27 protein-coding genes are annotated in these 26,922 nt (G+C 55.3%); 17 read left to right on the top strand and 10 right to left on the bottom strand.

From position 1 onward, the window contains the following. Positions 1-13: 13 nt before the first annotated feature. Positions 14-622, bottom strand: coding sequence for a TetR/AcrR family transcriptional regulator (locus DJ564_RS24980; RefSeq protein ID WP_109634137.1), 609 nt, complete (start codon positions 620-622; stop codon positions 14-16). Between the two features lie 214 nt (positions 623-836). On the opposite strand from DJ564_RS24980, the gene DJ564_RS24975 reads away from it, so the two are divergent. After that, positions 837-1,895, top strand: coding sequence for an MBL fold metallo-hydrolase (locus tag DJ564_RS24975; RefSeq protein ID WP_109634135.1), 1,059 nt, complete (start codon positions 837-839; stop codon positions 1,893-1,895). Here DJ564_RS24975 and DJ564_RS24970 read toward each other — a convergent pair. The 3 genes from DJ564_RS24970 to DJ564_RS24960 form a co-directional block, all read right to left on the bottom strand. Continuing rightward, positions 1,883-2,155 carry an XRE family transcriptional regulator gene (locus tag DJ564_RS24970; RefSeq protein ID WP_109634134.1) on the bottom strand — a complete coding sequence of 91 codons (273 nt, stop codon included), beginning with the start codon at positions 2,153-2,155 and terminating at the stop codon, positions 1,883-1,885. The genes DJ564_RS24975 and DJ564_RS24970 overlap by 13 nt on opposite strands. An 11-nt stretch (positions 2,156-2,166) precedes the next feature. Beyond that, entirely contained in the window at positions 2,167-2,484 is a 318-nt protein-coding gene (locus tag DJ564_RS24965) for a helix-turn-helix transcriptional regulator (protein WP_109634132.1), read from the bottom strand. A gap of 93 nt (positions 2,485-2,577) precedes the next feature. Beyond that, positions 2,578-3,345, bottom strand: coding sequence for a helix-turn-helix transcriptional regulator (locus tag DJ564_RS24960; protein ID WP_109634131.1), 768 nt, complete (start codon positions 3,343-3,345; stop codon positions 2,578-2,580). Positions 3,346-3,457: 112 nt separating this feature from the next. Between DJ564_RS24960 and DJ564_RS24955 the strand changes: the two genes are divergently transcribed. The 3 genes from DJ564_RS24955 to DJ564_RS24945 are packed head-to-tail and all read left to right on the top strand — an operon-like array spanning position 3,458 to position 5,393. Then, entirely contained in the window at positions 3,458-4,273 is an 816-nt protein-coding gene (locus DJ564_RS24955; protein ID WP_109634129.1) for a sulfite exporter TauE/SafE family protein, read from the top strand. 43 nt (positions 4,274-4,316) lie between these two features. Further along, positions 4,317-4,667, top strand: coding sequence for a hypothetical protein (locus DJ564_RS24950; protein WP_109634127.1), 351 nt, complete (start codon positions 4,317-4,319; stop codon positions 4,665-4,667). A 30-nt stretch (positions 4,668-4,697) separates the two neighbouring features. Then, positions 4,698-5,393 (top strand): hypothetical protein, encoded by a 696-nt coding sequence (locus tag DJ564_RS24945; protein WP_109634125.1) that lies wholly within the window; start codon positions 4,698-4,700, stop codon positions 5,391-5,393. A 20-nt stretch (positions 5,394-5,413) separates the two neighbouring features. On the opposite strand, the gene DJ564_RS24940 is transcribed toward DJ564_RS24945, so the two are convergent. Further along, positions 5,414-6,400 (bottom strand): hypothetical protein, encoded by a 987-nt coding sequence (locus DJ564_RS24940; protein ID WP_109634123.1) that lies wholly within the window; start codon positions 6,398-6,400, stop codon positions 5,414-5,416. Between the two features lie 292 nt (positions 6,401-6,692). Beyond that, positions 6,693-7,202, bottom strand: a complete 510-nt coding sequence (locus tag DJ564_RS24935; RefSeq protein ID WP_109634121.1) for a Bro-N domain-containing protein — start codon at positions 7,200-7,202, stop codon at positions 6,693-6,695. A gap of 575 nt (positions 7,203-7,777) precedes the next feature. Here DJ564_RS24935 and dcm point away from each other — a divergent pair. The 6 genes from dcm to DJ564_RS24905 all read left to right on the top strand — a co-directional run bounded on the left by dcm (position 7,778) and on the right by DJ564_RS24905 (position 14,956). Next, positions 7,778-9,214: a DNA (cytosine-5-)-methyltransferase gene (gene dcm / locus DJ564_RS24930; protein WP_109636183.1), complete on the top strand. Its 1,437-nt coding sequence runs from the start codon at positions 7,778-7,780 to the stop codon at positions 9,212-9,214. 188 nt (positions 9,215-9,402) lie between these two features. After that, the gene (locus DJ564_RS24925) at positions 9,403-9,837 is read left to right on the top strand and encodes a very short patch repair endonuclease (protein WP_371921990.1); all 435 of its coding nucleotides are present in this window, start codon (positions 9,403-9,405) and stop codon (positions 9,835-9,837) included. A 297-nt stretch (positions 9,838-10,134) separates the two neighbouring features. Next, entirely contained in the window at positions 10,135-12,045 is a 1,911-nt protein-coding gene (locus DJ564_RS24920; RefSeq protein ID WP_109634118.1) for a DEAD/DEAH box helicase, read from the top strand. A 3-nt stretch (positions 12,046-12,048) separates the two neighbouring features. Further along, positions 12,049-12,462 (top strand): EcoRII N-terminal effector-binding domain-containing protein, encoded by a 414-nt coding sequence (locus DJ564_RS24915; protein WP_109634116.1) that lies wholly within the window; start codon positions 12,049-12,051, stop codon positions 12,460-12,462. Between the two features lie 12 nt (positions 12,463-12,474). Continuing rightward, entirely contained in the window at positions 12,475-14,091 is a 1,617-nt protein-coding gene (locus DJ564_RS24910; protein ID WP_109636181.1) for an ATP-binding protein, read from the top strand. Next, entirely contained in the window at positions 14,081-14,956 is an 876-nt protein-coding gene (locus DJ564_RS24905) for an HNH endonuclease (protein WP_109634114.1), read from the top strand. The genes DJ564_RS24910 and DJ564_RS24905 overlap by 11 nt, the downstream gene beginning before the upstream one ends. A 4-nt stretch (positions 14,957-14,960) precedes the next feature. Here DJ564_RS24905 and DJ564_RS24900 read toward each other — a convergent pair whose 3' ends face one another. The 4 genes from DJ564_RS24900 to DJ564_RS32095 form a co-directional block, all read right to left on the bottom strand. Next, complete coding sequence (locus tag DJ564_RS24900) at positions 14,961-16,169, bottom strand: type II restriction endonuclease (protein ID WP_109634113.1); 1,209 nt, start codon at positions 16,167-16,169, stop codon at positions 14,961-14,963. A gap of 199 nt (positions 16,170-16,368) precedes the next feature. Further along, positions 16,369-17,619, bottom strand: a complete 1,251-nt coding sequence (locus tag DJ564_RS24895) for a ribonucleotide-diphosphate reductase subunit beta (protein WP_084322765.1) — start codon at positions 17,617-17,619, stop codon at positions 16,369-16,371. Positions 17,620-18,160: 541 nt separating this feature from the next. After that, on the bottom strand, positions 18,161-18,424 hold the full coding sequence (locus DJ564_RS24890; protein WP_109634111.1) for a DUF2790 domain-containing protein: 264 nt from the start codon (positions 18,422-18,424) through the stop codon (positions 18,161-18,163). Positions 18,425-18,540: 116 nt separating this feature from the next. Then, positions 18,541-18,723: a hypothetical protein gene (locus DJ564_RS32095; RefSeq protein ID WP_162556240.1), complete on the bottom strand. Its 183-nt coding sequence runs from the start codon at positions 18,721-18,723 to the stop codon at positions 18,541-18,543. Positions 18,724-18,884: 161 nt separating this feature from the next. Here DJ564_RS32095 and acs point away from each other — a divergent pair, with 161 nt between their 5' ends. From acs to DJ564_RS24855, 7 genes are all read left to right on the top strand, one after another. Further along, complete coding sequence (acs, locus tag DJ564_RS24885; protein WP_109634109.1) at positions 18,885-20,840, top strand: acetate--CoA ligase; 1,956 nt, start codon at positions 18,885-18,887, stop codon at positions 20,838-20,840. A 699-nt stretch (positions 20,841-21,539) separates the two neighbouring features. After that, the gene (locus DJ564_RS24880) at positions 21,540-22,313 is read left to right on the top strand and encodes an ABC transporter substrate-binding protein (protein WP_109634107.1); all 774 of its coding nucleotides are present in this window, start codon (positions 21,540-21,542) and stop codon (positions 22,311-22,313) included. A 91-nt stretch (positions 22,314-22,404) separates the two neighbouring features. Beyond that, on the top strand, positions 22,405-23,094 hold the full coding sequence (locus DJ564_RS24875; protein ID WP_010457254.1) for an ABC transporter permease: 690 nt from the start codon (positions 22,405-22,407) through the stop codon (positions 23,092-23,094). Beyond that, positions 23,091-23,789 (top strand): ABC transporter permease, encoded by a 699-nt coding sequence (locus DJ564_RS24870; protein WP_109634106.1) that lies wholly within the window; start codon positions 23,091-23,093, stop codon positions 23,787-23,789. The genes DJ564_RS24875 and DJ564_RS24870 overlap by 4 nt, the downstream gene beginning before the upstream one ends. Position 23,790: 1 nt before the next feature. Next, positions 23,791-24,903 carry a M14 family metallopeptidase gene (locus DJ564_RS24865; RefSeq protein ID WP_109634104.1) on the top strand — a complete coding sequence of 371 codons (1,113 nt, stop codon included), beginning with the start codon at positions 23,791-23,793 and terminating at the stop codon, positions 24,901-24,903. Positions 24,904-24,930: 27 nt separating this feature from the next. After that, the gene (locus tag DJ564_RS24860; RefSeq protein ID WP_109634103.1) at positions 24,931-25,695 is read left to right on the top strand and encodes an ABC transporter ATP-binding protein; all 765 of its coding nucleotides are present in this window, start codon (positions 24,931-24,933) and stop codon (positions 25,693-25,695) included. Positions 25,696-25,940: 245 nt separating this feature from the next. After that, the gene (locus DJ564_RS24855; RefSeq protein ID WP_109634101.1) at positions 25,941-26,921 is read left to right on the top strand and encodes a GlxA family transcriptional regulator; all 981 of its coding nucleotides are present in this window, start codon (positions 25,941-25,943) and stop codon (positions 26,919-26,921) included. Position 26,922: the final 1 nt, after the last annotated feature.

The raw sequence follows: 26,922 nt of genomic DNA, 5'->3' as shown, positions 1-26,922 counted from the left end.
TTTGCAGCTCTATTCAGCGCTGATAACAAGCCAGGAACATGTCCAGCGCCGACTCCACCACGGTGCTCTGCATCTCGTCCGACAACGCCGGGAGCCCCATGGAAATCTGCGGCCAGAACGCAAAGGATTTAAGCATTCCCTGAATCTGTTGCGCGGCGAATTCGGGGGCGACCGGTTTCAATCGACCGTCCGCCTGAGCTGCGTGGATCCACACGGTCAGGCCTTCCTCACGCTCACCCATGCGGGCGACCATGTTCTGCGCGCGCTCGGGAGAGTGAATGGTGGCGGCGATCGCCACCCGTGCCAGATCAAGAAAATTGTCATCACCCATCATCTGCAGTTTCGCCTGCAACATCAGGCGCATTTGATCGCGCAGCGGCAGGTCAGGGCGGTAGGGCGTTTCCTGTTCGGCCGTCACCCGCGCCCACAGTTGATTGAGGATTTCGGCGAACAACTCTTCCTTGCTGGGGAAGTGGTTGTACACCGTGCGCTTCGACACGCCAGCGGTGGCGGCGATCTTGTCCATGCTGGTGATGTCGAAACCGTTGGCACGGAATTCGGCAATCGCCGCCTGGATGATGGCTTCGCGTTTTCGGTCGGTGAGGCGCTGTGGAGCTGTCATAAGTACGCTTCGGCAGTCGGCAGAGAAGAATTACACTCGGCAGTTTACTTGTGATCCGCTTTGATGCAACCTTGAAACTACACTGTGCAGTGTAATGTTTTGTTAATCCTGTGCAGTGAAGAATAGAATCTCCGGCTGATGCGTGCGTGCTTTGGCCATTTATCGTCCCACCGTGAAATGCCGCTCAGTGCGGTTTTTCAGGAGTTACTCATTCATGGCCAACTCAATTTCCTCTACGGACAACGCCTCCACGCCTGAAGCCTCCCGCCAGGCAGAAGGGCTCTTCCGCAATCATTCGCCGGTGCAGCGCGAAGGCTTTCGGAAAATGGTGCGCATCATGTGGAAGATGATCTTCGACAAACCGCGCAACACCCGCCCGACAGCGCCCGTGCCGGTGCAAGCCTTGACCCAGGCGGCGTTGATCGCTGCGCCCAACCACAGCGTCTATCGCCTCGGCCACTCCACCGTCCTGCTGAAACTGCGGGACAAATTCTGGATCACCGACCCGGTCTTCGCCGAACGCGCCTCACCCGTGCAATGGGCCGGTCCCAAGCGTTTCCACCAGCCGCCAATCAGCCTCGAAGAATTGCCGCCGATTGAAGCGGTCATCCTGTCGCACGACCACTACGACCACCTCGATTATCAAGCCGTGCTCAAACTGGCGGACAAGGCCAAGTACTTCCTGACGCCACTGGGCGTGGGCGACACCCTGATCAAGTGGGGCGTCGATGCCAGCAAAGTGCGTCAACTGGACTGGTGGCAGGGCACGGAAGTCGATGGCATGCAGTTCATCGCCACACCGTCGCAGCACTTTTCCGGTCGCGGCCTGTTCGATGGCAACAGCACGCTCTGGGCCTCGTGGGTAATGATCGACGGCGACACGCGCATCTTCTTCAGCGGCGACAGCGGTTATTTCGATGGCTTCAAACGCATCGGCGAACAGCACGGCCCCTTCGACCTGACCCTAATGGAAACCGGCGCCTACAACGTCGAGTGGCCACACGTTCACATGCAGCCAGAGGAAACCCTGCAAGCGCACATCGACCTCAAAGGGCGCTGGTTATTGCCGATTCACAACGGCACCTTCGATTTGTCGATGCACGCCTGGTTCGAGCCCTTCGACCGGATCCTCGCATTGGCCTGGGAACGTAATGTATCGATCACCACGCCGCAAATGGGCGAGGCGTTCAACGTCATGTATCCGCAGCGAGGAAATACCTGGTGGTCCGGACTGGAAGATGAAAGCGATCAGGTCGCCACTCAGAACGCTTGATCCTCTATCGTCGGGCCGCTCGCCATGGAGAGGCCCACGATCTTCGCCACCGTCAGGTCGCGAACATTCCCGTCGAGAATTTCATCCAGTTCACCCGCTGACAGCCCCAGCCTTTGCGCCGCTTCCGCCTTGCCCAACTGACCGGTGTCGAGCAGCATGCCGATCTTCATGAGGTATTCGGCCTTGGCCCTCATCTGCCCCGCACCGGCATCACCCGAAGACGAATTACCGCGCCTGTCGCATTCATTGATTCCATTCATCTGCTGACACCTCACTCAACCATCGCGTAGTCCGCCCGACCCACCGGATCAGGCGTCGACCCTCTCACATTCATCCCTCGACCCGGCGCAAACCCCGGGAAGAACACCAGGCCTTCCGATTCAAATCGATACGCCAACGCCAGCCGGGTGACATCCAGCACATCGCGTTCGGCCTCAAATCGGGTAATGGCGTCCACGGAGACCCCGGATTCCTCCGAGAGCTCTTCCACACTCCAACCCAGCATCGCCCGGGCCTGGGCACAGTGGGACGGGGTGAACTGGAAAAGGGCGATACGTTCCAGGGTGATTTTCATCGCAAGAGAGGCCATGGTGTTCTCCGGGCTCGAGAGTGCTAATCCAAAAAGTACTGTTGTTTTGTACAGTTGTTTTGCGCCCGGATCAAACTCATTTTTTGATTTTTGCTATGTCGCGCCCTCCATCCAGACGGACGGTGCCTGCCCCAATACGCGGCGAAACATGGTCGAGAATGCCGCCGGGCTGTCATAACCGAAATCCAGCGCAATACGCGTCACCGGCGTACCCGCCGCCAACCGTGCCAAGGCCAGCACTACGCAAGCCCGCTGGCGCCATTGGCTGAAACTCAGGTCCGTTTGTTGGCGGAATAGCCGATTGAACGTGCGCAAGCTGATGTGCAATTGATCGGCCCATTGCTGCGGCGATTGATGCGCATCGGGCCGCTGCAAAAAGCCTTGGCACAACCCCAACAACCGCGCATCGACCGGTAACGGAATGTGTAACGGCAAGTGAGCACTGCGCGCCAGTTCATGCAGCAGCAAGTCGATCAGCGCGCCATCGCGCCCGGCCTCGTCGTACGTCAGCGGGATCTCCACCGCCTCCATCAACAAGTGGCGCATCAACGGCGACACACTGATCACCTGGCAACGCGGCCCCAGATCAACCGCACCAGGTTCGATGTACAAACTGCGCGTGCTCACCCCCAGCATCAACACCTCATGCGCCACCCCCGCCGGAATCCACACCGCCCGCTGCGGCGGCACCACCCAGTTGCCGTCGTGCGTGCTGACCTGCATCACCCCCGTGGCGCCATACAGGAGTTGAGCCCGCCGATGCGTATGACGGGGCAACACATGGCCGTGGGAATAATCCGTACCGATCGCCACCACCGAGCGGGGCGTGTCGTCCAGCAAATTGATCGAAACATTGCGCATTGAGCGGCTTCCAACAGTTGGCGTAAACGCGAACATTATTGGCTGACTTGCTGAAGCAGGCCAAGGCGCATCGCTCTATCGTTGGCCGCTCTCAATCAACGGACGACGCACGATGTTTTATCTCCTGCTGGCATTTTTCGGGTGCATGACTGGCGTCACTGCGGTGCTGTTTGGTTTCGGCGGCGGCTTCGTTGTCGTGCCATTGCTTTACCACATGCTCGCTGCCAGCCACGGCCCCGACGATCCTATCGGTCAATCAGCAATGCACATTGCTGTGGCGACTTCGACCTGCGTGATGATCGTCAACGCACTGATCGCCACCGGCAAACACCGTCGCGCCGGCAATCTCATTCGTCATTATCTGTGGCCGCTAGGCGGGTTCATCGGCCTGGGCGCAATCGTCGGAGCGCTCGCCGCGATGTGGGTGAGTGGCGAGGTGATTCGTTATGCCTTCATCGCGTATCTGGGCGTGACCATTGTGGACTGCCTGTTCAGACGTGGTTTTCTGACAGCGTCCGACACCGCAATCCCACGGCGATTGGGGAGGGCGGAAGTGTCGAGTGGTGGCGTAGGAATCGGCGCGATCGCGACGTTTCTTGGCGTGGGCGGGAGTGTCATGACCGTGCCGTTGTTGCGACGTTGTGGGCTGAGCATGAATCAGGCGACGTCCATGGCCAATCCGCTAAGCCTGCCGGTGGCGTTGGCCGGGACGCTGACTTACATGGCGATGGCGGGGTTCACCGAGTTTGATTTGGGAATTTGGTTTATCGGCTATGTGGATCTGCTGGCGTTTGCGGTGTTGACGATGGGGGCGTTGGTGGGGATTCGGTTGGCGACACCTTGGATCGGACGGATTCCGGATCAGTTACACGCCAGGGTCTATATTGGATTGTTGATAATCGTGATGTTGAGCATGACGGTACGTTAAGTCCGCTGCGCGGCATCGCTCATATCTAGTAAAGGAGGATGCCATGTCTATATCCGACAGTGACTGGAAGAAGTACCAGGAACTCCACGAACTGGCGCTGGACCGCTTCTGCCAAGGCGTACTTGCTGATGCTCAGACCATCACTCAAAACGAATCTTTATCAGCTCATGCGCGATACCGTACGCTCTATCGCCTGATGCGAAGTCGGGACAAGGATTTGGCGAGCGCATTCAACACGGGTCGACGCTCAGACGTCTGGTTATCCTTAATGTTGATGGTCGCGTATGACCTGCTCAGCGATGAGGAATTGTCAGTTCTGAGCGAGGAATTACGGCAGCGAATTTCTGACGCTGTTCGCCAGCCTTATGAGATCGAATGGGCTACAGACTCATAGCATTTTTCAAACATTGACCAGAGAGCCAGGATGTTGATCTTCAATTGCACCGAAGCGGCCAGCAAATTTTTTAGTCGTGTCCACAAGGGCAAAACAATCACGCCTGTGCAGAAACCGCCGTCGCCCGTTATCGAGGACGATGAGCCACTCGAATCCGCCGAACAGTGGCTGGTCCACGCCATCACCGTTCAACGCAAGCACGTGTTGTTCGTCATCCATGTGCAAACCCGTTATTGCATGATTTTCGCGGACGCGAAAAAAGCGGATGTCGACGGTTTTGTTCATCGTTTTGCCGAGCGTTGGATAAACGGGCTGATGCGCCATGCGGGGCATCACGACATCCTTCGCTGGATCGATGACGAGCCGATGATGGAGCGTTTTGTGAAGAGTTGCGGGGAGTACGTGTTTTACAAACGTGGTCATCGCGGTGCGCAAAAGCACCTCAATGAAATCGCCTGGGTGTTTGAGGACTGTGCCGCCGAATGGGGTACGTTGCCCTCGGACGAGTTCTCGGCCGCGCGCTTCGATGGCGATATGAATGACACCCCGAGAGGTAGCAAAGGGCACAAGGACTATTACTTCCCCGATGAGGAAATGATCGTTCATTGGTTGCGCCGTTATGGCGGTCTGGATGAGCCTGCGGTTCAGGCAGCCCGTGAGCGGCGCATGGAAGTGAAGCGGGAGATACGGGCGTTTGAAAGGCAGCAATATCTCGAAGCGCAATGAGCCGTTCCTGATCCTGTCTTTTAACTCTTGAGTCCCGGCGCCTCACGAATAATAAAGTGATCCAGGTTCTCGATATTCGCACTGAACACCCCGAACGTCTGCTCGGGGTTTTTCTTGCTCGGCACCTGCTTCAACTCCGGCGTCACGCCATAAAAGAAGCAATACAACTCCGCTTCACTGTCGATTGCGTGCTTGATCTCTTCAAGGAACGCTTTGCGCTTGCGGTAGTTTTCGATCAGCTTCTTGCTCAGGTAAACGTTGACTGAATACGGCTTCTTCTTCGCCTCGTCCGCCTGCTTGAACCAGACCTTCTGCTCAAAATCGATCCGAAAGCTCTGCGTGTAATCCTTGATCTCCTTGATCTTGCCCCAGTAAATCAGCCCCTTGTTGTCCGTCAGGTATTCGATCTTCTTGAAGAACGACCCATAAGGCGCCGTGTGCTCGCCAATCTTCAGCGGCATGCGCTTGAGCAGGTCCTTGTCCTCGAAGTTCGACACAAAACACTCCACCGGATGGGCGAAGACGCTGGTCTTGTCCGGTGCTGATTCGCGGCTCGGGTTTTCTGTGTTGCTAGCCACAGTGGTCGGCTTCGGATCGTCCCGCACAACATCCGCTGCCACCGCAGCGTTCGACGGCTTACGCACATACTCACGCCGAGTCAGCAACAACTCCGACGGGAAATGCTCCTCGCGACTGTCATCCGTTTCCGCACCGTCTGCGTCGACACCTGACGCCGGCGTCTTGAGACTGACATAAGGACAATCCGCCACATGCCGGGTGCTGGGCGTGTTCTTGAAGTGCGGAGTGCGGACGTAATTCACGTTTTTGGCATTGAACGTCGTCAACACATTCAACCCATCGAACGCCGCCCGGCATGCGTCATTGGGACATTGGAAGTGCTCCTTGGCGGAGTCGAACTCCATGGTTTCGTCGAAATTGAGATCGCGCACGTCATAGATCGACAACTTGTCGTCGAGGCTGAGGCAGTAGGCGAGGTCGAATTTCATGGTGGGCTCGGGTCCTTGAGTGGGGAAGGGTATTAATAGCGGGAGGCGGGGCGGGTTGCACTGAATGTTTTCAACACAGCGCAAAATCTGCGGCAACACACCAAACCTGTGGGAGCGGGCTTGCTCGCGATTCCCAACATCACCACAGTAACCAAGCCAGGCACGAACCTGTGGCGAGGGGGTTTACCCCCGTTGGGTCGCGAAGCGGCCCCAAAAATTTAAACATGACACATCAACCGAATCCGCTGCCCAAAACTCAAGCAGCGGATACTCACTTCACTGCGATAAACGATCAGAACCCTCGCAAAACTCGCGAGACCTTCCGCCACCAGGATCCGCGATGATTGAATGGATCATCTGCCAACACACAAGGCATATCCCGCAAGCGAATCCACGGCTCATCCTGCCAGTGCAGCATGCAGAGTGACATCTTCGGCCAATCCAGCACGCTCAGCGTTGGCCGTTCAACTGAACGCGATGGACGCGCATCACGTAGCGCCGGCACCACTTGGTGCGTCAGCCATTCCCTCAGCAGCCGATACTCCGGGCAATAGTGATAAACAAGCAGTGCGTAGACGCCTGACTCGCTGATCATCAGGCGTTCTTCAGCAGTGCCGTGAGCATTCACCAACATCATCTGTCGCTGGTCTGCATCGAGCTTGCGTGACATACGTTCGTCGAGGAATTTACCCATCAGACGCCCGAGGTCATGAGCGCAGAACCATGCCTGGTTCTCCACGAGAAGGGCGTGAAGGTGGATGTCATGACGGGTGAAAAGGGTTGATGCGAGCGGTTCAGACATGGTGAGCCTCCTGAAACGGAAGCACTGGAGTGGACGTATGGGTACGGCGATTTACCTTCATCATGAAGGTCAGGTTGTAAGGCATTTCCTTTACCTCTGGCTGCTTTCTTAGGGCATTCGTTATGGGTGTCGGGAGCTAAGAAACCCACCAGAGACGGGCCGGACATATTCCCCTTTCGGGTCTTGTATTCGCCCACTCCCGACATAACGGGGATTTTCTCGCAGGCGTAGAGAAACCGCAGACGAAAAAAAGCCGCATGACTGTCGGGTGCGGAGGACCGCTCTGGTTTGTAGAGTTTCTTAGGCTCAAAGGGGAGGGTAGGAGGATAGGGGGTTGGCGTCAACCCGGAGCTCGTTTCAAAAAATACAGATAGGAAGCTTTGCTGGACAATGGTGAAGAGTGAATTAGACTGTGTTTTTATACAGTAAATTGCTGGCTGAGACTCATGCCGCTAGCCCTTATGACATGTGATCAACCGAAAGGTGGGAATCCAAGAAATTTCATTTACTTTGAGGTTTCAAGGGCTAGAATGGCGGCCATTCGTCACAGATTTGACCCAGAGGAACTCGGGCTCATGAACCTTTTTGAAATACCATCTATAGAATCCTTGAGTGAAATGAGTTCGGGCTCCCATAAAACAGAAACTAATTCAGCCACTGACCTCTCACTGCTTCATAAGCTGCTAGAAATCTATGACCAAGGTCAGATTGCTGAGATTCTTAATGATGTCAGCCCGACCCATTGGTGTCGTGAAACAATCAATCGCTGGGTCAAGGGCAAGGTTTCTAAGACGTTTTCCCAAAAGGAACTCACTCGCCTGGAAGGTCTTTTGCCCAAGCGCCTGAACCATGAACCTTCATTTACGTTCATTGACCTTTTTGCCGGCATAGGCGGTATCAGAAAAGGTTTTGAATCTATCGGGGGGGAGTGTGTGTTCACGTCTGAATGGAACAAATACGCCGTCAGAACCTACAAAGCGAACCACTTTTGCGATCCCGCTCGGCATCGATTCAATCTGGATATTCGTTCGGTCACACTTTCTGACAAGCCTGAGGTGAGTGAGGATGAGGCATACACGCATATTCGTAGTGAGATCCCTAACCACGATGTCCTGTTGGCAGGCTTCCCATGCCAGCCATTCTCCTTGGCAGGTGTTTCCAAGAAAAATTCTTTAGGGCGCAAACACGGTTTTGAATGTGAAACACAAGGTACTCTGTTTTTTGATGTGGCCCGGATTATCGCTGCGAAGCGGCCGGCTGCATTTGTGCTCGAAAACGTAAAAAATCTTAAAAGCCACGATAAAGGCAACACGTTCCGGATAATTTGTGAAGCTCTCCATGAGCTGGGCTATGAGGTTGCAGACGTTAATGCACCGAAAGGAGCTGATCCCAAAGTCATTGATGCGCGGCACTTTCTACCACAGCACCGTGAACGAATTGTGTTGGTAGGTTTCCGTAAGGACTTGAATGTTCACCAAGGCTTTACGCTTAGCGCAATCAGCAAACTGATTCCTAAGCAAAGACCTAGCTTCGGTGATTTGCTTGATAAAGAAGTGGATAGCAAATACATCCTGACGCCAAAGCTATGGGATTACCTCTATCGGTATGCCGCAAAACATCGAGAGAAAGGCAATGGTTTTGGCTTTGGTTTGACCCGTCCAAATGATGTGGCTCGTACTCTTTCTGCTCGATACCACAAGGATGGTTCGGAAATTTTGGTTGACCGCGGTTTTATGGAAAGCCTGGATTTCAACAGTGAGCTGAATCGGATTAACCGACCGCGTAGACTTACTCCGCATGAATGCTCACGCTTGATGGGGTTCGACAAGCCGGGAGAGAGCAATTTCGTGATCCCTGTATCCGATACCCAAGCTTACCGTCAGTTTGGTAACTCGGTTGCGGTGCCTGTTTTCGAGGCTGTGGCACGGCTGATGAAAGACAGGATTTTGGCAGCAAAAGAAAAGACAACTGATGCGGAACGTCCGCAGCCGGAGTTCTCTCTTCCTGTATAGATGGATTGAGAGGTTTACGGTAGAAATCTGTACGTTTTGGTTCGGAGGTCTACCGTTAGATCTGTCTATGTATCTCGCTGCTCTTAATGTCGCCGATAGAGTTTTTAGTGACCGAAGGTTCGAGTTAGCTATTAGATAGGGGGGGGGGCATTTTGGTCGATGTCGTGGATGTAGCTACTCGATCTAGGATGATGTCTGGCATTCAGGGACAGAATACCAAACCAGAAATTATCATCCGTCAAGCATTACATGCGCGTGGCTTCCGCTTCCGCTTACATGTTAAGTCCCTTCCTGGTAAACCCGACTTGGTATTACCAAAACACAAGACCGTAGTGTTCGTGCATGGCTGCTTTTGGCACGGCCATGCTTGTCGATATTATAAAATCCCAAAAACGAGATCTGATTTCTGGTTGGAGAAAATCGGAAAGAATCAGGCGAGAGATCGGCTGCAAGTAACTTCGCTGAGGGATAGTGGCTGGAGGGTACTTATTATTTGGGAGTGTGCGGTAAGGTCAATAAAGAGAGAACGTTCGTCGAAGTTGGTTGACCTTATAGTTGAATGGCTTATGAGCGATAATGAGTTTTTACAGATAGACGAAAATGCATGTTCTTCGACGCATTAACGATTTTTTAAAGTGGTTAATCCCCCTCCTTTAGATATGCCCACTGGGATCGCAATTGAGCTGGCGAGCTTGCGCTTTTGGCGTCACAGCTACATCGGCGACACGAAGGTACGTCTTTTTGCAGCGGCGAAAATTCTACGCAAGTTCAGATCGAATGCTAAGAATTGAGGCTGGGGAAGGAGGCTGCTCAAACTGGCATGGATCGAGGCGATCCGTTGAGGTAATTCGAAAATACGCCCTTTGCATGCTATAGATGTTCAAAGTCGAATAACCAAAAATTTGGCGGACACCTACGATATGGATGACAAGGAGGTTCTAGCTCCGGCTACTTGGGAAATCCGAGGGGCGGAGCTATGGTTGGTCGATCCCGCCGGGAACAAACGTGTCCCATCGGTGGAAGAGATTTATAACGCATTAGTCGAGCGCCTGCCTGCTGAGGCTTGGATTGCTACTAGCGTCGATGGCCTTGGGGTCTCACGCTATCCGTTGACACCGTCATTGACGATCCAGGCAAACAATGATGGAGTCCCGTACTATTTAATTTCTGCGTCCACCCGGGGTGCGACACTAAAGCTTGTACCAGAAGATTTGGAGCGTGGTCATACCATCATTGATGGCATCTGGTATCCGGTCGACCCGGTGACTAACGCCGAAGTTTTAGAGTTGCTGCGCAGCACAGGTATTGCAGTTGGTCCGGCACGTTCCCTTAAAGCATTCCTCGCTATCCGCAAGGTGGCGGCAGCGGGTGGGCCTGTTGAGGACCACATCGCCGAACAGTCAATTTCACCTCTTGTCTTTGCTCCGGTCTCGGATGATCTCCCGGCTGGCGTGAAGGCGAAGCTATATGATTATCAGTTGGCAGGCTGGCGGTGGCTCAAGTTTCTCTTAGCCGAAGGGTTAGGGGGATTACTGGCTGATGAAATGGGGCTCGGTAAAACGTTGCAAATTATCAGCGCCCTCAGCGATTCAGGAGGAGCTCCGCTACGGCCTGCGTTGATCATTGCTCCCGGCTCGCTTCTCGAAAATTGGCGACGCGAGATTGACAAATTCGCATCACATCTGAAGGTATTGAAACATCACGGCCCGCACCGTACTGGGCGTCCCGCCGAGCTACATCGATATGACGTGGTGATAACGTCGTATGACACTACGATTGGTGATAACAGTCTTTTCAATATGATTCGCTGGCGGGTTGTCATCCTCGATGAGGCTCAGTTTATCCGGAACCCAATAGCCCAACGCACTCTGGCGGTGAAGCGTCTAAAGCGGGATTCGGGATTAGCGGTGACAGGTACCCCTGTTGAAAATAGGTTGCTCGATATCTGGTCTATCATGGATTTTGTGCTTCCTGGACAGCTCGGAGATATGAAAACCTTCGAGGCGCAGTTTGTGAACAATCTTGATAGTGCGGCGGCGCTGGAGCCGTTGGTGTCACCACTAATGTTGCGGCGCCGTGTTGCAGATGTAGCGCAAGATCTACCACCACGCATCGATATACCCCAAGTGTTGGAACTGGATGCACATGAAGCAGTTGCTTATGACGCAGAGCGCGAGCGTATCAATGTTGAATATGGTGCCGCTGCAACGTTGGTTGCACTGACTTCACTCAGGCGATTTTGCGCCCATCCGAGCCTAATGGTTGCCCCGTCTAGCTTGGACGACCCCATGTCTTTCTCTAAATTTCGTCGGTTAGATGAAATCGTGGAAGAAATCTTCGTGAAAGGCGAAAAAGTCATCATTTTTACGTCTTTTACAGCGATGGCAGATTTGATTGCGCGGCATATCGAACTGCAGTATCGAACCTTCGTCGGAGTCATTGATGGACGTCTCTCGATCAATGACCGTCAACCGCTTATCGACAAGTTTAGCGTAGTCAAAGGAGCTGCCGCCCTTGTGCTCAATCCTAAAGCAGGAGGAGCAGGTCTCAACATCACGGCCGCAAATCATGTCATTCATTACAATCCAGAATGGAATCCAGCCATGGAGGACCAAGCTTCGGCTCGAGCATACCGGCGCGGACAGAAGCTGCCAGTCACTGTGCATCGTCTACTGGTGGCGGACACCGTTGAGGATGTAGTAGATGATCGTCTAAGGCGAAAAAGGGAAATTTCAGGCGCGGCAGTTATTGGCGTTGAGGGCAAGGATGAAGACTATGGCGATATCGTCGCAGCCCTGAGTCGTTCGCCATCAAATCGGATAGGGAACTAACGTATGCATGAAAAACAGATTGTGAAGGTGCTGAGTGCAAACGACACGGGAGAAACTGGCGGTCATCAAGCTGGAATCCTTGTTCCGAAGGAGCCCGAGCTGCTTTCATTTTTTCCAGTACTCGATAGCACCAAGTACAACCCGCGTGTCCACCTTAATTTTCTTGACGCTAGTGGGGAATATTGGGAATTCGCCTTTATTTACTACAATAACGCCAACTTTGATGGTACTCGCAATGAGTATCGGCTCACCAGGATGACGAAATACACACGGCAGGCAGGCCTTGTAGCCGGAGACGAGTTGATATTGTCGCGCGAAAATGATCGTTATCGAGTCTCTTGTAATCGCAAGCAAAAGGCGCAGAGTACGGGTAAAGTTTTACAACTCGGCACCGGCTGGCGCGTAGTCCAGCTCTGAGGAAGGGAAATGATGAGCAATATTGAAGAAATTGAACTGCCGCCCGATCCAGAGCGGGTCATAGTTGGTCTTCGGGACACAGGTTATGAATTAAACACCGCAGTTGCCGATATAGTCGACAACTCGATCGCGGCTAATGCATCGGCGGTTCAGCTTTGGCTCGCGGCCGATATGAAGGGCAATATCCGCTTGCTGATCGTAGATAATGGTGACGGAATGGACCGGCAGGGCTTGCTTAATGCCATGCAGTATGGCTCCAAGGCCCGGCCGAGCCGAGCCAGTCTCGGCAAGTATGGCCTCGGACTTAAGACTGCCTCGACAGCGTTCTGCAAGCGTCTATCTGTTATCTCGCGACCAAACGGGAGGACGCCAGCGATGATGGCAACATGGGACCTATACCATGTTGCCAAGGTCAATAAATGGTCTCTGCTTCTCAGTGATACCTGCGACCAAGAGGCGCTGGAACTGCTGGACTCTATGGCTCCAGACCGTGCTGGTACTGTGGTTCTCTGGGAGAATGTGGACCGGCTGATAAAAGATTACGCCGACCCCTCAGGAAAAATTGCCCGTAAGGCCTTGAAGTCGAAGGAAGATGCTCTACGGCACCATTTGGCAATGGTTTATCAACGCTTCTTGGACGTCAATGACGAACGCGCTCCGACTGTCACTATTGAACTGAACGGCAAGCCGATTACACCTTGGGACCCGTTTCAGCGGAACCTCTCTGAGTTGCTTGCCGAGGAGTCGATAGAAACGGTGTTACCGGACGGGAACACTGCTACTTTCACCGTTCGCGCTTTCATCCTGCCGCGCCGAGAAGAATTTCCAAACGACGAGCTCGCCTCGGCTGCGCTGCTGTCTAACGAGCGGCAGGGCATCTATATCTATCGCGAGAACCGGCTCATTCATGATGCTGACTGGCTGGGACTCTACCAAAAGGAACCTCACTCGACTTTGCTGCGCGTCGAGTTCTCGTTCGATCATAAGTTGGATGACGCCTTCCACCTCGATATCAAGAAGTCGCAAATTATCTTGAATGAGGACCTTGCAGTGTGGTTGCAAACGCAATTCCTGCCTGCACCGAGGCGGGAAGCAAACCGACGCTCCCGTGAGGGACAACAGAAAGTGATTTCCAAAAAAGGAGTAGGTGCGCACGATATTTCCAATAATAACATTCGGAACCGGGAGGTAGCAGCAGGAGGACCGCAGGTCAAAGTTGCCGACCTCAATACCGGCGAAGCCATAGTTGAAAACAAATACGGTACGACGCGCCTGAAGCTTACTATCACTTCTGCCAAACGACCGGGTGAAGTCTTCGTGCAACCGGTGGACGGAATCAACAATGGCCTGTTGTTCCAACCTGCACTGATCGATCAGCATAAGGCCGTACAAATCAACACGAGTCATCCCTACTATCACAAGGTCTATGTTCCAAACCTAAATCGCAGCGTTACGATGCAAGGACTCGACTCCTTGATGTGGGCGCTGGCGGTAGCAGAGCTGTCTACGTTGCAGGACAGTACGGCGGCGATGCTTAAGGACATGCGCTATGAAGTTTCGCGTGTTCTAGAAAAGTTAGTAGAAACTCTACCCGAACCTGACGTGGAGCAGAGTGATAATGACGCTTGATCCACGCTCGCTCGCGGAGCGGGTATCAGCAGAAATAGGACTTGAGCTTACTGGTACAGAAGGGCAAGACGGTGATGGCTGTCGCTGGTTTGAGCTTTTACCAGCAGGGCATCCTGCTGGTCAGACGTTTACAATTCGAACCATCGTGGGCTGGCGTCGAGTAGACGTGCACTTTCGGCCTGGTAACTTCGCTGGAGATCTCATACATGCAATGAGTTCTGTTGATGACGCCTGTCGTCGTACTTTCGGAGCAATACTTGCAACCTGCCGTGAGGCGGGTGCGGAAGTTCTTCTTACAGTTAATGGTACTACCTGTGATTATGAAGACCATACGATCTGGGAATATCAGTGGCGTAGCCTTGGGTTGTTAATCAGTAAGGGGATGCTCGCCATCAATGGGGGTGATGCCGAGACTGACATGCGTGAGATTGAGCTTTGGACATCACGCTTGGCTGCCGCAATAGTTGCCCTTCTACCTTTGGAAGCCGAAGAGATTGCGGACGAATCACTGGAAGTGGTCGGTCTGCCAGAAGGGGCGAAGACGCGAATTGAGGTTAATCGATATGAGCGCGACCGACGCAACCGCGCCGCTGCGATTGCCATTCATGGCTATGCCTGCAAGGTTTGTTATCTCGAAATGAGTGAACGGTACGGACCCGCTGCAGCAGGTCTGATTGAAGTCCATCACGTCACGCCGGTATCGAAAGTTGGTCCCGGATACATTGTCGACCCTAGAACAGACCTCATACCACTTTGCCCGAATTGCCATTCGGCTGCGCACCGACGATCACCTCCATTTACTGTCGTTGAACTCCAGGAAATATTGCAGCAACGTAAGAAAGACGGTCGGGCAGCGCAGGCCTAACAGACTAATTATTGGCTGCACGGACAAAAGAGATGTAGCCGTCGATATCCATCAGCCATGCCTGCTGATTGACTGTGTAAGTTGGCATCACCTTTCTGGGGACCACAAGTTGGAGATTGTGGCTCTCCATCTCATTCGTTTGATGCGTGCTGATTGCTGGTTCCAAGGTCAACAGGTGTTTACGCTTGACGCGAACGGCCTCTGCCAGTACCTGCCGCCAGCGATCCTTGCAGCTGGACTTCGATGCCAGCATGATTAACTTTGCGTCTGGATAAAGACTGTCGTGGTATTCAGTTTTACCTGGGAAGAGGAAGTCGGCTTTGGAGCGATTTTCTGTAATTACCTGTCGCTCAAACGGAAGTTGGTGAGCTTCAAAAACTGCGGCAAGATGGTGCTCAAGTGCGTAACCGACTCTAGATTTCCGACGATTCTGCACGCTTAACGAGAAATCCACGAAGTGGTCAACACTGTCGAAGCCAGCATCTAGCTGTCTCTGGACTATCTCCCGCTCAAGGGTACGAAATAGGATTTCCTCATGTTCCATCCATGCGGTTAGAGCCCCGTCCGGGTCGATCAATGGATCGATCTTTGGCTTGCAAGTTCTTCGCGCAAAACTACTAAAAATAGCAGTTTTTGGAAAAGCCAAACCAAACTTCTTGGTGAGCTTATTAAGCCAAGTTTCGTCATCGAGGCGGACTTCAAGGCCTAGCGACTCCAGAATCATAGCCTCAGCCATAGACACTGCTCTATGGGTATCCACCTGCTGGACTTCCAGTTCATCGTTGTTTGGCATGACATCAATATCGAACAACCAGCGTAACTGACGTTCTGCAGTGGAGCCTTTTGGAGCAATGACTACCCATACGGTATTGCTTGGTTGCTTAGCGAAAATGCAGAAATCACCTTCTAACATACGCGAAGTGACTGCATTGTCGGGATAGTAGAGGCGATATTCTTCCCCCTTTCGCTTTTTTTTGCGGCGAGGGTCATACCAGCTTAGCCGACCTGATGCACGAAGAGGCTCGCCTGCATCATCATCGAGATAGAGAAACTCTCCGTCGAAGCGTGCGATGGTCATATCCGGATCGCCCAAAATATTAATCAGCTTATTGGAGCCTATTTCATGCTGATTAGAGGTACCCGACGCACTGGTATCTACTCCAGACAGGTACTTGTAGGCTACGCCGGTGAAGTGTTGCCGGAGGCTTTCCATGCTTGTGTCTCATCGCCCAAAGCTGGCGAGGATAGCCAATCTACGATCTGTTCTACAACAGGCCTATAGCCAACGTTTCAAATTGCACTAAATGATTTCAGGCTGCTTTTCATTCCTGCATGAAAAAGCCTTGGCCATGGCCAAGGCTTTCAGTTTTTCGATTCGGATTGTTAACGTCAAATCGTGGCGAGCTTGGAAATCAATCCCAGCTAAGCGCACCACCGGTTTGGTATTCAATAACCCGAGTCTCAAAGAAATTCTTCTCTTTCTTCAAGTCCATAATCTCGCTCATCCAAGGGAACGGATTCGTAGTCCCCGGATACTCTTCCTTCAACCCAATCTGCGACAGACGACGGTTAGCGATGAACTTCAGATAGTCCTCCATCATCGCCGCATTCATGCCCAACACGCCGCGAGGCATGGTGTCGCGTGCGTATTCGATTTCCAGCTGAGTGCCTTGCAGAATCATCTGCGAAGCTTCTTCCTTCATCTCGGCATCCCACAGGTGTGGGTTTTCGATTTTGATCTGGTTGATCACGTCGATGCCGAAGTTCAGGTGCATGGATTCGTCGCGCAGGATGTACTGGAACTGCTCGGCGACGCCGGTCATTTTGTTGCGGCGGCCCATGGAGAGGATCTGGGTGAAGCCGCAGTAGAAGAAGATGCCTTCCAGAACGCAGTAGTAGGCGATCAGGTTGCGCAGCAGCTCTTTGTCGGTTTCGACGGTGCCGGTTTCGAACTTCGGATCGGAGATCGAACGGGTGTATTTGAGGCCCCAGGTGGCTTTTTTCGCGACCGATGGGATCTCGTGGTACATGTTGAAGATCTCGCCTTCATCCATGGCCAACGATTCGATGCAGTACTGGTAGGCGTGGGTGTGGATCGCCTCTTCGAACGCCTGGCGCAGGATGTACTGGCGGCATTCCGGGTTGGTGATCAGGCGGTACACGGCCAGGACCAGGTTGTTGGCAACCAGGGAGTCGGCGGTGGAGAAGAAGCCGAGGTTGCGCATCACGATGCGGCGCTCGTCGTCGGTCAGGCCTTCCGGGTCTTTCCAGAGGGCGATGTCGGCGGTCATGTTGACTTCTTGCGGCATCCAGTGGTTTGCGCAGCCGTCCAGGTATTTCTGCCAGGCCCAGTCGTACTTGAAGGGTACGAGTTGGTTGAGGTCGGCGCGGCAGTTGATCATGCGCTTTTCGTCGACGGCGACACGGGCGGAGGCGCCTTCGAGTTCGGCGAGGCCTTCGGCGATGTCGAGGTTGTCCAGGGCAGCTTTGGCACGGGCGATAGCGGCAGAGTCAGTCGCGGTGACGGCGCGAGCTTCTTGAGCGGCGACACCACCAGCGGTGTCGAGTCGGTCCATGTTGGCTTCAGTCGCGTGGCCGGCGTTGGCGCCTTTTACCACGGTCTCGCCGCTGTCTTCTTTGTCGAATTCGTCCCAGCTCAGCATGACGTGTCGTCTCCTGCGTGAGGGCCAGATGCCCGTGTGAAAACTGATTGGTTGTTTTTCACACGGCCGTACTGGCCGCGTTGGATAGCGTTTTTTGCAGCGGTACACGCAGGCAAATAAACATAATTTTGTACGGGGTTCCGAGAGCCTCTGACGGGCGCAGAAATCGGTGAAGACTTCGGCGTGGGCTTCAGACTGGCTTTTCGTCCCTGTAAGGGAATATTGCAGGCCCGTTTAAGCCGGCATTATAGGGAAATTTTTGCCGGCGTGGTGCGGCGAATCGGCTCATGGAGTGGCCGAAAGGGATGGTTTTTGGAGCAAACCGAGGTATTACAGGGCTTTGGCCGGTGCAGATTTTTTTTCGTTAATTTTGACGCTGAATCGAATTTGTTCAAAAAACAGCCAAAAATGGGGTTTTTCACTACATCTTGTGGTTTGCAAGGGGTTTCACCGCTTCAAAACACAACTGAGCCCGACCGAAGCCGGGCTGGAATCGACCTTCGGCGATCAACTGAAAGAGGCCGATTCGGTGCAGTCACGATCATCCGTTGGTGCAGCCGTTACCCATGATGCTGTAGCGCAGGATGTGGCGCTGGCCTTGGGAGTCGTCGTATTCCATTTTCACCGGAACAACTTCGCACACATTGGGGACTTCGCTCATGGAGATAACTTTGGCGATGTCCAGGTGAGTCGAGTAAGTGTATTCCTCGATGGCTGGTTTCTGCTGTGCGACATCAGTCGGGATCTCGTCTGCCATGGCGGTTGCGCACAGGCTGCTGAGGGCCAGAACTAATAAAGCTTTCATTTCAGATTTACCTTTTAGAGGTCGAATGGGGTCACGCAACCTTTTTGGGGTTGCGTGTGGAGCTTGATTAAAGAGTCTTGGATTAACGGCCTTCGTGGGGGCTGCAACTTGGTTAATCACGTTGCCTTGTTGGCGAGGCTGATTTTAGGCGTGGGGGGTGCATTCATATAGGTGGGGTTTTGATAAACACCTTTGACAGATTTCGTAACAATCAGCGGATAAGGTGGTAGGAAGGAGTAAATGGCGGTTTCGGCGGTGGGGTTTTTCAGGGGGACCGCGTTATCGTTCTTCGCGGGCAAGCTACGCTCCCACAGGGTTTGCGTGATGTTCGGAGGTGTGTTTTGGGCTTATCACGGTAATTTGTAGGGGCTTGTTACTACCATCGTCGAATGGTTCTATAGGCCCGGCCCGGCTACAACTGGGGGCATACAAAAACAACTATTCCACCGAGGTAAGAAAGATGAGTGCGGCTTCTCTGTATCCCGTTCGTCCCGAGGTTCTGGCCAATACGTTGACTGACGAGGCAACCTACAAAGCCATGTACCAGCAGTCCGTCGTCAACCCGGACGGATTCTGGCGCGAGCAAGCCAAGCGCCTCGACTGGATCAAGCCTTTCACCACGGTGAAGCAGACCTCCTTCGACGATCACCATGTCGACATCAAATGGTTCGCCGACGGCACCCTCAACGTTTCCTACAACTGCCTCGACCGTCATCTGGCCGAGCGCGGCGATCAAGTCGCGATCATTTGGGAAGGGGATGACCCTGCCGAAAGCCGCAACATCACCTACCGCGAGCTGCACGAACAAGTCTGCAAGTTCGCCAACGCCTTGCGCGGCCAGGATGTACACCGCGGCGACGTGGTGACTATCTATATGCCGATGATCCCCGAAGCCGTGGTCGCCATGCTGGCCTGCACCCGGATCGGCGCGATTCACTCGGTGGTGTTCGGTGGTTTCTCGCCGGAAGCCCTGGCCGGTCGCATCATCGACTGCAAATCCAAAGTTGTGATCACCGCGGACGAAGGCATTCGTGCTGGCAAGAAGATCCCGCTCAAGACCAACGTCGACGACGCGCTGACCAACCCGGAAACCAGCAGCATTCAGAAGGTCATCGTGTGCAAGCGCACCGGTGGCAACATCAAGTGGAACCAGCATCGAGACATCTGGTACGAAGACCTGATGAAAGTGGCGGGCAGTGTCTGCGCGCCAAAAGAGATGGGCGCTGAAGAAGCGCTGTTCATCCTTTACACCTCCGGTTCGACTGGCAAGCCGAAGGGCGTGCAGCACACCACCGGCGGTTACCTGCTTTACGCCGCCATGACCCACGAGCGCGTGTTCGACTACCGCCCGGGCGAAGTCTATTGGTGCACCGCCGACGTCGGCTGGGTCACCGGCCACACTTACATCGTCTACGGCCCACTGGCCAACGGCGCGACCACCGTGCTGTTCGAAGGCGTGCCGAACTATCCGGACATCACCCGGGTGGCGAAGATCGTCGACAAGCACAAGGTCAACATCCTCTACACCGCACCGACCGCGATCCGCGCGATGATGGCGTCGGGCAAAGCCGCTGTTGAAGGCGCTGATGGCAGCAGCCTGCGTCTGTTGGGTTCGGTCGGTGAGCCGATCAACCCGGAAGCGTGGGATTGGTACTACAAGAACGTCGGCCAGTCCCGTTGCCCGATCGTCGACACCTGGTGGCAGACCGAAACCGGCGGCAACATGATGAGTCCGTTGCCAGGCGCTCACGGCCTCAAGCCGGGTTCGGCGGCACGTCCGTTCTTCGGCGTAGTGCCGGCGCTGGTGGATAACCTGGGCAACATCCTCGAAGGCGTTGCCGAGGGCAACCTGGTGATTCTCGATTCGTGGCCAGGCCAGGCGCGCACGCTGTACGGCGACCATGACCGCTTCGTCGACACCTACTTCAAGACCTTCCGTGGCATGTACTTCACCGGTGACGGCGCACGTCGCGATGAAGACGGTTATTACTGGATCACCGGGCGCGTGGACGACGTGCTCAACGTGTCCGGCCACCGCATGGGCACCGCCGAGATCGAAAGCGCGATGGTCGCTCACCCGAAAGTCGCCGAGGCCGCCGTGGTTGGTGTGCCGCACGACATCAAAGGGCAGGGCATTTATGTCTACGTCACGTTGATCGGTGGCGAAGAGCCTAGCGAGCAACTGCGTCTGGAACTGAAAAACTGGGTGCGCAAGGAGATCGGTCCGATTGCTTCGCCGGATGTGATCCAGTGGGCGCCGGGGCTGCCGAAAACCCGTTCGGGCAAGATCATGCGCCGGATTCTGCGCAAGATTGCCACGGCCGAATACGATGGGTTGGGGGATATCTCCACCCTGGCGGATCCGGGTGTGGTGCAGCATTTGATTGATGAACACAAGATCATGAACGTCGCTTAACCCGGCGTTCCTGAGTCATCGAAGCCCCGTCCGGCATTGCGCCGGGTGGGGCTTTTTCATGTCTGGGGTTTTTGTGGGACAGTTCGGGCCTCATCGCTAGCAGGCTAGCTCTCACAGGGATCTCCAGTGGATTCACAGTTTGAACCGAGCGCAGTTCCCCTGTGGGAGCTAGCCTGCTAGCGATGGCGATCTGTCAGACGCTAAATAAACATCGCCCAATAATTATCGGCTTCATCCGTAAGCCAATTCCCACTGTTACCCGCCACCCTTCAAGTAACTGAATGTGTAACCTTGCGCCCTGAGACGGGGCATTGGGAAACGCAAACCCCCATTCCCGGGCCTCTCCAGCCCTGCCAAAAAATAAGACATAACGCTGCGCTTGCCGGATTAGAAGGCTTTGCCAATAATAGGCCCGCAATTTGCAATAGTGATCGGTTCACTGTCTTTTGCTCTTGCATGAATTTGCAGGACTGTCAACGCGCTCAAACGGCTTTCTCGGTGCTTCTGTAATTAGTTGTCGCATTGAAGAAATATCGGCTTCGGGCCTGTCGTTAGAATGCCGATCACTCGCTCGTTGTGGCTCGCGTTGAAAAAAGCGCGCGATTCCTACGACGCAGCACCGCTTTGCGGTTCCACTCATTCGCATATTGGGCTGTCGCTCACTCTGCCGTTTTAGCCCTTTACCGATGGAGTCCCAAGATGAAGAAACTCGTGCTGCTTGGCGCCCTGGCACTGTCCGTGCTGTCCCTGCCGACTTTCGCTGACGAAAAACCTCTGAAGATCGGTATCGAAGCGGCTTACCCTCCGTTCGCTTCCAAAGCACCGGACGGCAGCATTGTTGGTTTTGACTACGACATCGGCAACGCCCTGTGCGAAGAGATGAAGGTCAAGTGCACGTGGGTCGAGCAAGAGTTCGACGGCCTGATCCCGGCGCTCAAAGTGCGCAAGATCGACGCGATCCTGTCGTCCATGTCGATCACCGAAGACCGCAAGAAATCCGTGGACTTCACCAACAAGTACTACAACACCCCGGCGCGCCTGGTCATGAAGGCGGGCACTCAAGTCAGCGAAGGCCTGGCTGAGCTGAAGGGCAAGAATATCGGCGTACAACGTGGTTCGATCCACGAGCGTTTCGCCCGCGAAGTCCTGGCCCCGCTGGGTGCCGAGATCAAGCCTTACGGTTCGCAGAACGAAATCTACCTCGACGTGGCCGCTGGTCGCCTCGACGGCACCGTGGCAGACGCTACGCTGCTGGATGACGGTTTCCTGAAAACCGACGCCGGCAAAGGTTTCGCCTTCGTTGGCCCGGCCTTCACCGACGTCAAATACTTCGGCGACGGCGTGGGTATCGCGGTTCGCAAGGGCGACGCGCTGAAAGACAAGATCAACACCGCGATCGCGGCCATTCGCGAGAACGGCAAGTACAAGCAAATCCAGGACAAATACTTCGCCTTCGACATCTACGGCAAGTAACACGTCCCGGCGACAAGTCCGAAATGGCGCAAGCAACAGGATCTCTGAGGTTTGCGCCATTTTTTCATCCCAACATTCGAGGACCTGAATCATGTTGAAAGGCTACGGGGCTGTCATCCTCGATGGCGCATGGCTGACGCTTCAGCTCGCCTTGTCCTCCATGGTCCTGGCCATCTTTCTGGGTCTGATCGGCGTTGCATTGCGTCTGTCGCCGGTTCGCTGGCTGGCCTGGCTGGGCGACCTGTATTCCACGGTGATCCGCGGTATTCCCGATCTGGTATTGATCCTGCTGATTTTCTACGGTGGTCAGGACCTGCTCAACCGCGTCGCGCCGATGCTCGGCTTTGACGACTACATCGACCTGAACCCGCTGGCCGCCGGTATCGGCACCTTGGGCTTCATCTTCGGTGCGTACCTGTCGGAAACCTTCCGCGGCGCCTTCATGGCGATTCCCAAAGGTCAGGCCGAAGCCGGCATGGCGTACGGCATGAGCAGTTTTCAGGTGTTCTTCCGGGTGTTGGTGCCGCAGATGATTCGTCTGGCGATTCCGGGCTTCACCAACAACTGGCTGGTACTGACCAAGGCCACCGCGCTGATTTCGGTGGTGGGTCTGCAAGACATGATGTTCAAGGCCAAGCAGGCGGCAGATGCCACCCGCGAGCCTTTCACCTTCTTCCTCGCAGTGGCGGCGATGTACCTGGTGATCACCAGTGTCTCGTTGCTGGCATTGCGTCACCTTGAGAAGCGCTACTCGGTAGGCGTAAGGGCGGCTGATCTATGATCTTCGACTACAACGTCATTTGGGAGGCCTTGCCGCTGTACTTCGGCGGCCTGGTGACCACCCTCAAATTGCTCGCGCTGTCGCTGTTCTTCGGCCTGCTGGCGGCTTTGCCACTTGGCCTGATGCGTGTCTCGAAGAATGCTGTCGTTAACATGAGCGCTTGGCTTTTCACCTACGTGATCCGCGGCACGCCGATGCTGGTGCAGCTGTTCTTGATCTATTACGGCCTGGCGCAGTTCGAAGCGGTACGTGAAAGCTTCTTGTGGCCGTGGCTGTCCAGCGCGACGTTCTGTGCGTGCCTGGCCTTCGCGATCAACACCAGCGCCTACACCGCTGAAATCATCGCCGGCAGCCTGCGCGCCACGCCGAACGGTGAGATCGAAGCGGCCAAGGCCATGGGCATGTCGCGCTACAAAATGTACAAGCGCATCCTGTTGCCGTCGGCCCTGCGCCGGGCGCTGCCGCAGTACAGCAACGAAGTGATCATGATGCTGCAGACCACCAGTCTGGCGTCCATCGTGACCCTGATCGACATCACCGGCGCTGCGCGCACGGTCAATGCCCAGTACTACTTGCCGTTCGAAGCGTACATCACGGCGGGTGTGTTCTACCTGTGCCTGACCTTCATTCTGGTGAAGCTGTTCAAACTGGCCGAGCGCCGCTGGTTGGGCTATCTGGCCCCGCGGAAGCACTGATATGGAACGCATCGATCATTCATTGCCGTGGAACCACCTGGGCAGCGAACGCCAGATTTCGGTGTTCCGCTTCGGAAGTGGCGAGCGCAAGGCCTACATCCAGGCCAGCCTCCACGCCGATGAATTGCCGGGCATGCGCACGGCCTGGGAGCTGAAAAAGCGCTTGGCCGAACTCGAAGCCCAAGGCTTGCTCAACGGGGTGATCGAACTGGTGCCGGTGGCCAATCCGCTGGGGCTGGGTCAATTGCTTCAGGGCAGTCATCAAGGGCGTTTCGAAGCGGGCAGCGGGAAGAATTTCAACCGGGATTTCGTCGAGCTGAGCGCGCCAGTGGCCGCCGCGGTGGAAGGGCGCCTGGGTGATGATCCGCACGCCAATATTCAGCTGATCCGTCAGGCCATGAGCGATGCGCTGGCCGCATTGCCGCCGGCCGCGAGCCAGTTGCAAGGCATGCAGCGCATCTTGCTCAGCCATGCGTGCACCGCCGACGTGGTGCTGGATTTGCACTGTGATGCCGAAGCGGCGCTGCACATGTACGCCTTGCCGCAACACTGGCCGCAATGGCGTTCGCTCGCCGCGCACCTGAACGTGAAAGTGGGGTTGCTGGCCGAAGATTCCGGCGGCAGTTCCTTTGACGAGGCTTGCTCGCTGCCGTGGTTGCGCCTGTCGCGTCAGTTTCCTGATGCGCAGATTCCACTGGCCTGCCTGGCGACTACCATTGAACTGGGTGGTCAGGCTGATACCGGTCGCGCCGAGGCCGAGGCTTACGCCGAAGGCATTCTGGCGTTCCTCGCCGAGCAAGGCTTGATCAGCGGCGAATGGCCGAAGCCTGCGCGAGAGGCGTGCGAAGGCATGCCGTTCGAAGGCACCGAATTGCTCTTCGCGCCGCACCCTGGCGTGATCAGCTTTTTGCGTAAACCCGGTGAGTGGATCGAAGCCGGCGACGAGATTTTCGAAGTGATCGATCCGTTATCGGATCGGGTCAGCACGGTGTGTGCTGGTACGTCCGGGGTGCTGTTTGCCATTGAACGGCTGCGTTATGCCCAACCCGGTTTCTGGCTGGCCAAGGTGGCGGGGCGCGAAGCGCTGCGTCACGGGCGCTTGCTCAACGACTGACTGACTGTTTTTGTGAGAACCGACCGCATGTACAAACTTGAAGTCCAAGACCTGCATAAACGCTATGGCAGTCACGAAGTGCTCAAGGGCGTGTCCCTGAAAGCGGCGGCTGGCGATGTGATCAGCATCATCGGCTCCAGTGGCTCCGGCAAAAGTACGTTCCTGCGCTGCATCAACCTGCTCGAGCAGCCGCACGCGGGCCGTATTCTGCTCAACAACGAAGAGCTGAAACTGGTGGCGAACAAGGACGGCGCGATGAAAGCGGCCGACCCGAAACAGCTGCAACGCATGCGTTCGCGCCTGTCGATGGTGTTCCAGCATTTCAACCTGTGGTCGCACATGACCGCGCTGGAAAACATCATGGAAGCGCCGGTCCACGTACTGGGCATGTCCAAGGCCGAAGCCCGCGAGAAAGCCGAGCACTACCTGAACAAGGTTGGCGTGGCCCACCGCAAAGATGCTTACCCGGGCCACATGTCCGGCGGCGAGCAGCAGCGCGTAGCGATTGCCCGTGCGCTGGCGATGGAACCTGAAGTGATGCTGTTCGACGAACCGACCTCGGCCCTCGACCCGGAACTGGTCGGCGACGTATTGAAAGTCATGCAGGCCCTGGCGCTGGAAGGCCGGACCATGGTGGTGGTAACGCACGAAATGGGCTTCGCCCGTGAAGTGTCGAACCAGTTGGTGTTCCTGCACAAAGGCGTCGTTGAAGAAAGCGGCAACCCGCGTGAAGTGCTGGTCAATCCACAGTCTGAACGTTTGCAGCAATTCCTCTCGGGCAGCCTGAAGTAAAGCGAACTCCCGTTGCGCACCGGGATAGTGCATGCTTCGCAACCTAAAGGCTGGCCCCGATTCCTGTGGGAACTGGCCTGCCAGCGATAGCGGTGGGCCAGTTTGCATCTCTGGCACAGACACGCCGCCATCGCTGGCAGGCCAGCTCCCACAGTTTGATCTCCATCGGTTTTGAGATTTGCGTTCATTTACGGGCTAGCATTGGCCCATGCCTTCATCACTGTTTTCGTTTCGGATTGCCCGCCATGACTGCCCATCGAATTGGTTTCCTGATTTGGCCCAGCACTAAAGCACTGACGCTTGCGCTGGCTGAGGAGGCCTTGCGTGTTGCCCAGCGTGTGCATCCGGACGTGGTCTACGAACTGTCGTTCTTGCAGGCCGAACTGCCGACCGAAGGCGCCTGGCAATTGCCGGGTGAGCCGTGGGCCGGCAAGCTCGAAAACTTTCAGAAACTGTTTCTGCTCGCCGATGAGCCGCCGACTACCCTCGCGCCGGCGCTCAGCAGTTCGCTGAAACAACTGGTGCGCGCCGGTTGTGTGATCGGCGGTTTGTCTGCCGGTGTCTACCCGTTGGCGCAACTGGGTTTGCTCGACGGTTATCGCGCTGCCGTGCATTGGCGCTGGCAGGACGATTTCGCTGAACGTTTTCCCAAAGTCATCGCCACCAGCCATCTGTTCGATTGGGATCGCGATCGACTGACCGCGTGTGGCGGCTTGTCGGTACTCGATCTGTTGCTGGCGGTGCTGGCCCGTGATCACGGCGCCGAATTGGCTGGTGCAGTCTCCGAAGAGCTGGTGGTCGAGCGCATCCGTGAAGGCGGCGAGCGCCAGCGCATTCCATTGCAAAACCGCTTGGGCTCCAGCCATCCGAAGCTCACCCAAGCGGTGTTGCTGATGGAAGCCAACATCGAAGAGCCCCTGACCACCGACGAAATCGCCCAGCACGTGTGCGTGTCCCGTCGACAGCTGGAGCGGATCTTCAAGCAATACCTCAACCGTGTGCCGAGCCAGTATTACCTGGAGCTGCGCCTGAACAAGGCCCGGCAGATGTTGATGCAAACCAGCAAGTCGATCATCCAGATCGGCCTGTCGTGTGGCTTCTCCTCGGGGCCGCATTTCTCCAGTGCCTACCGCAACTTCTTCGGCGCCACGCCGCGTGAAGATCGCAACCAGCGGCGCAGCAGCAGTCCATTCGAGTTGTCGTCGGTGCCGTCCGAGCGCGGCTGAT

It is taken from the genome of Pseudomonas sp. 31-12, assembly GCF_003151075.1.
Classification (GTDB): domain Bacteria; phylum Pseudomonadota; class Gammaproteobacteria; order Pseudomonadales; family Pseudomonadaceae; genus Aquipseudomonas.
The sequence above is the reverse complement of the archived record's forward strand: the minus strand, read 5'-3'. Positions and strand labels throughout refer to the sequence as shown.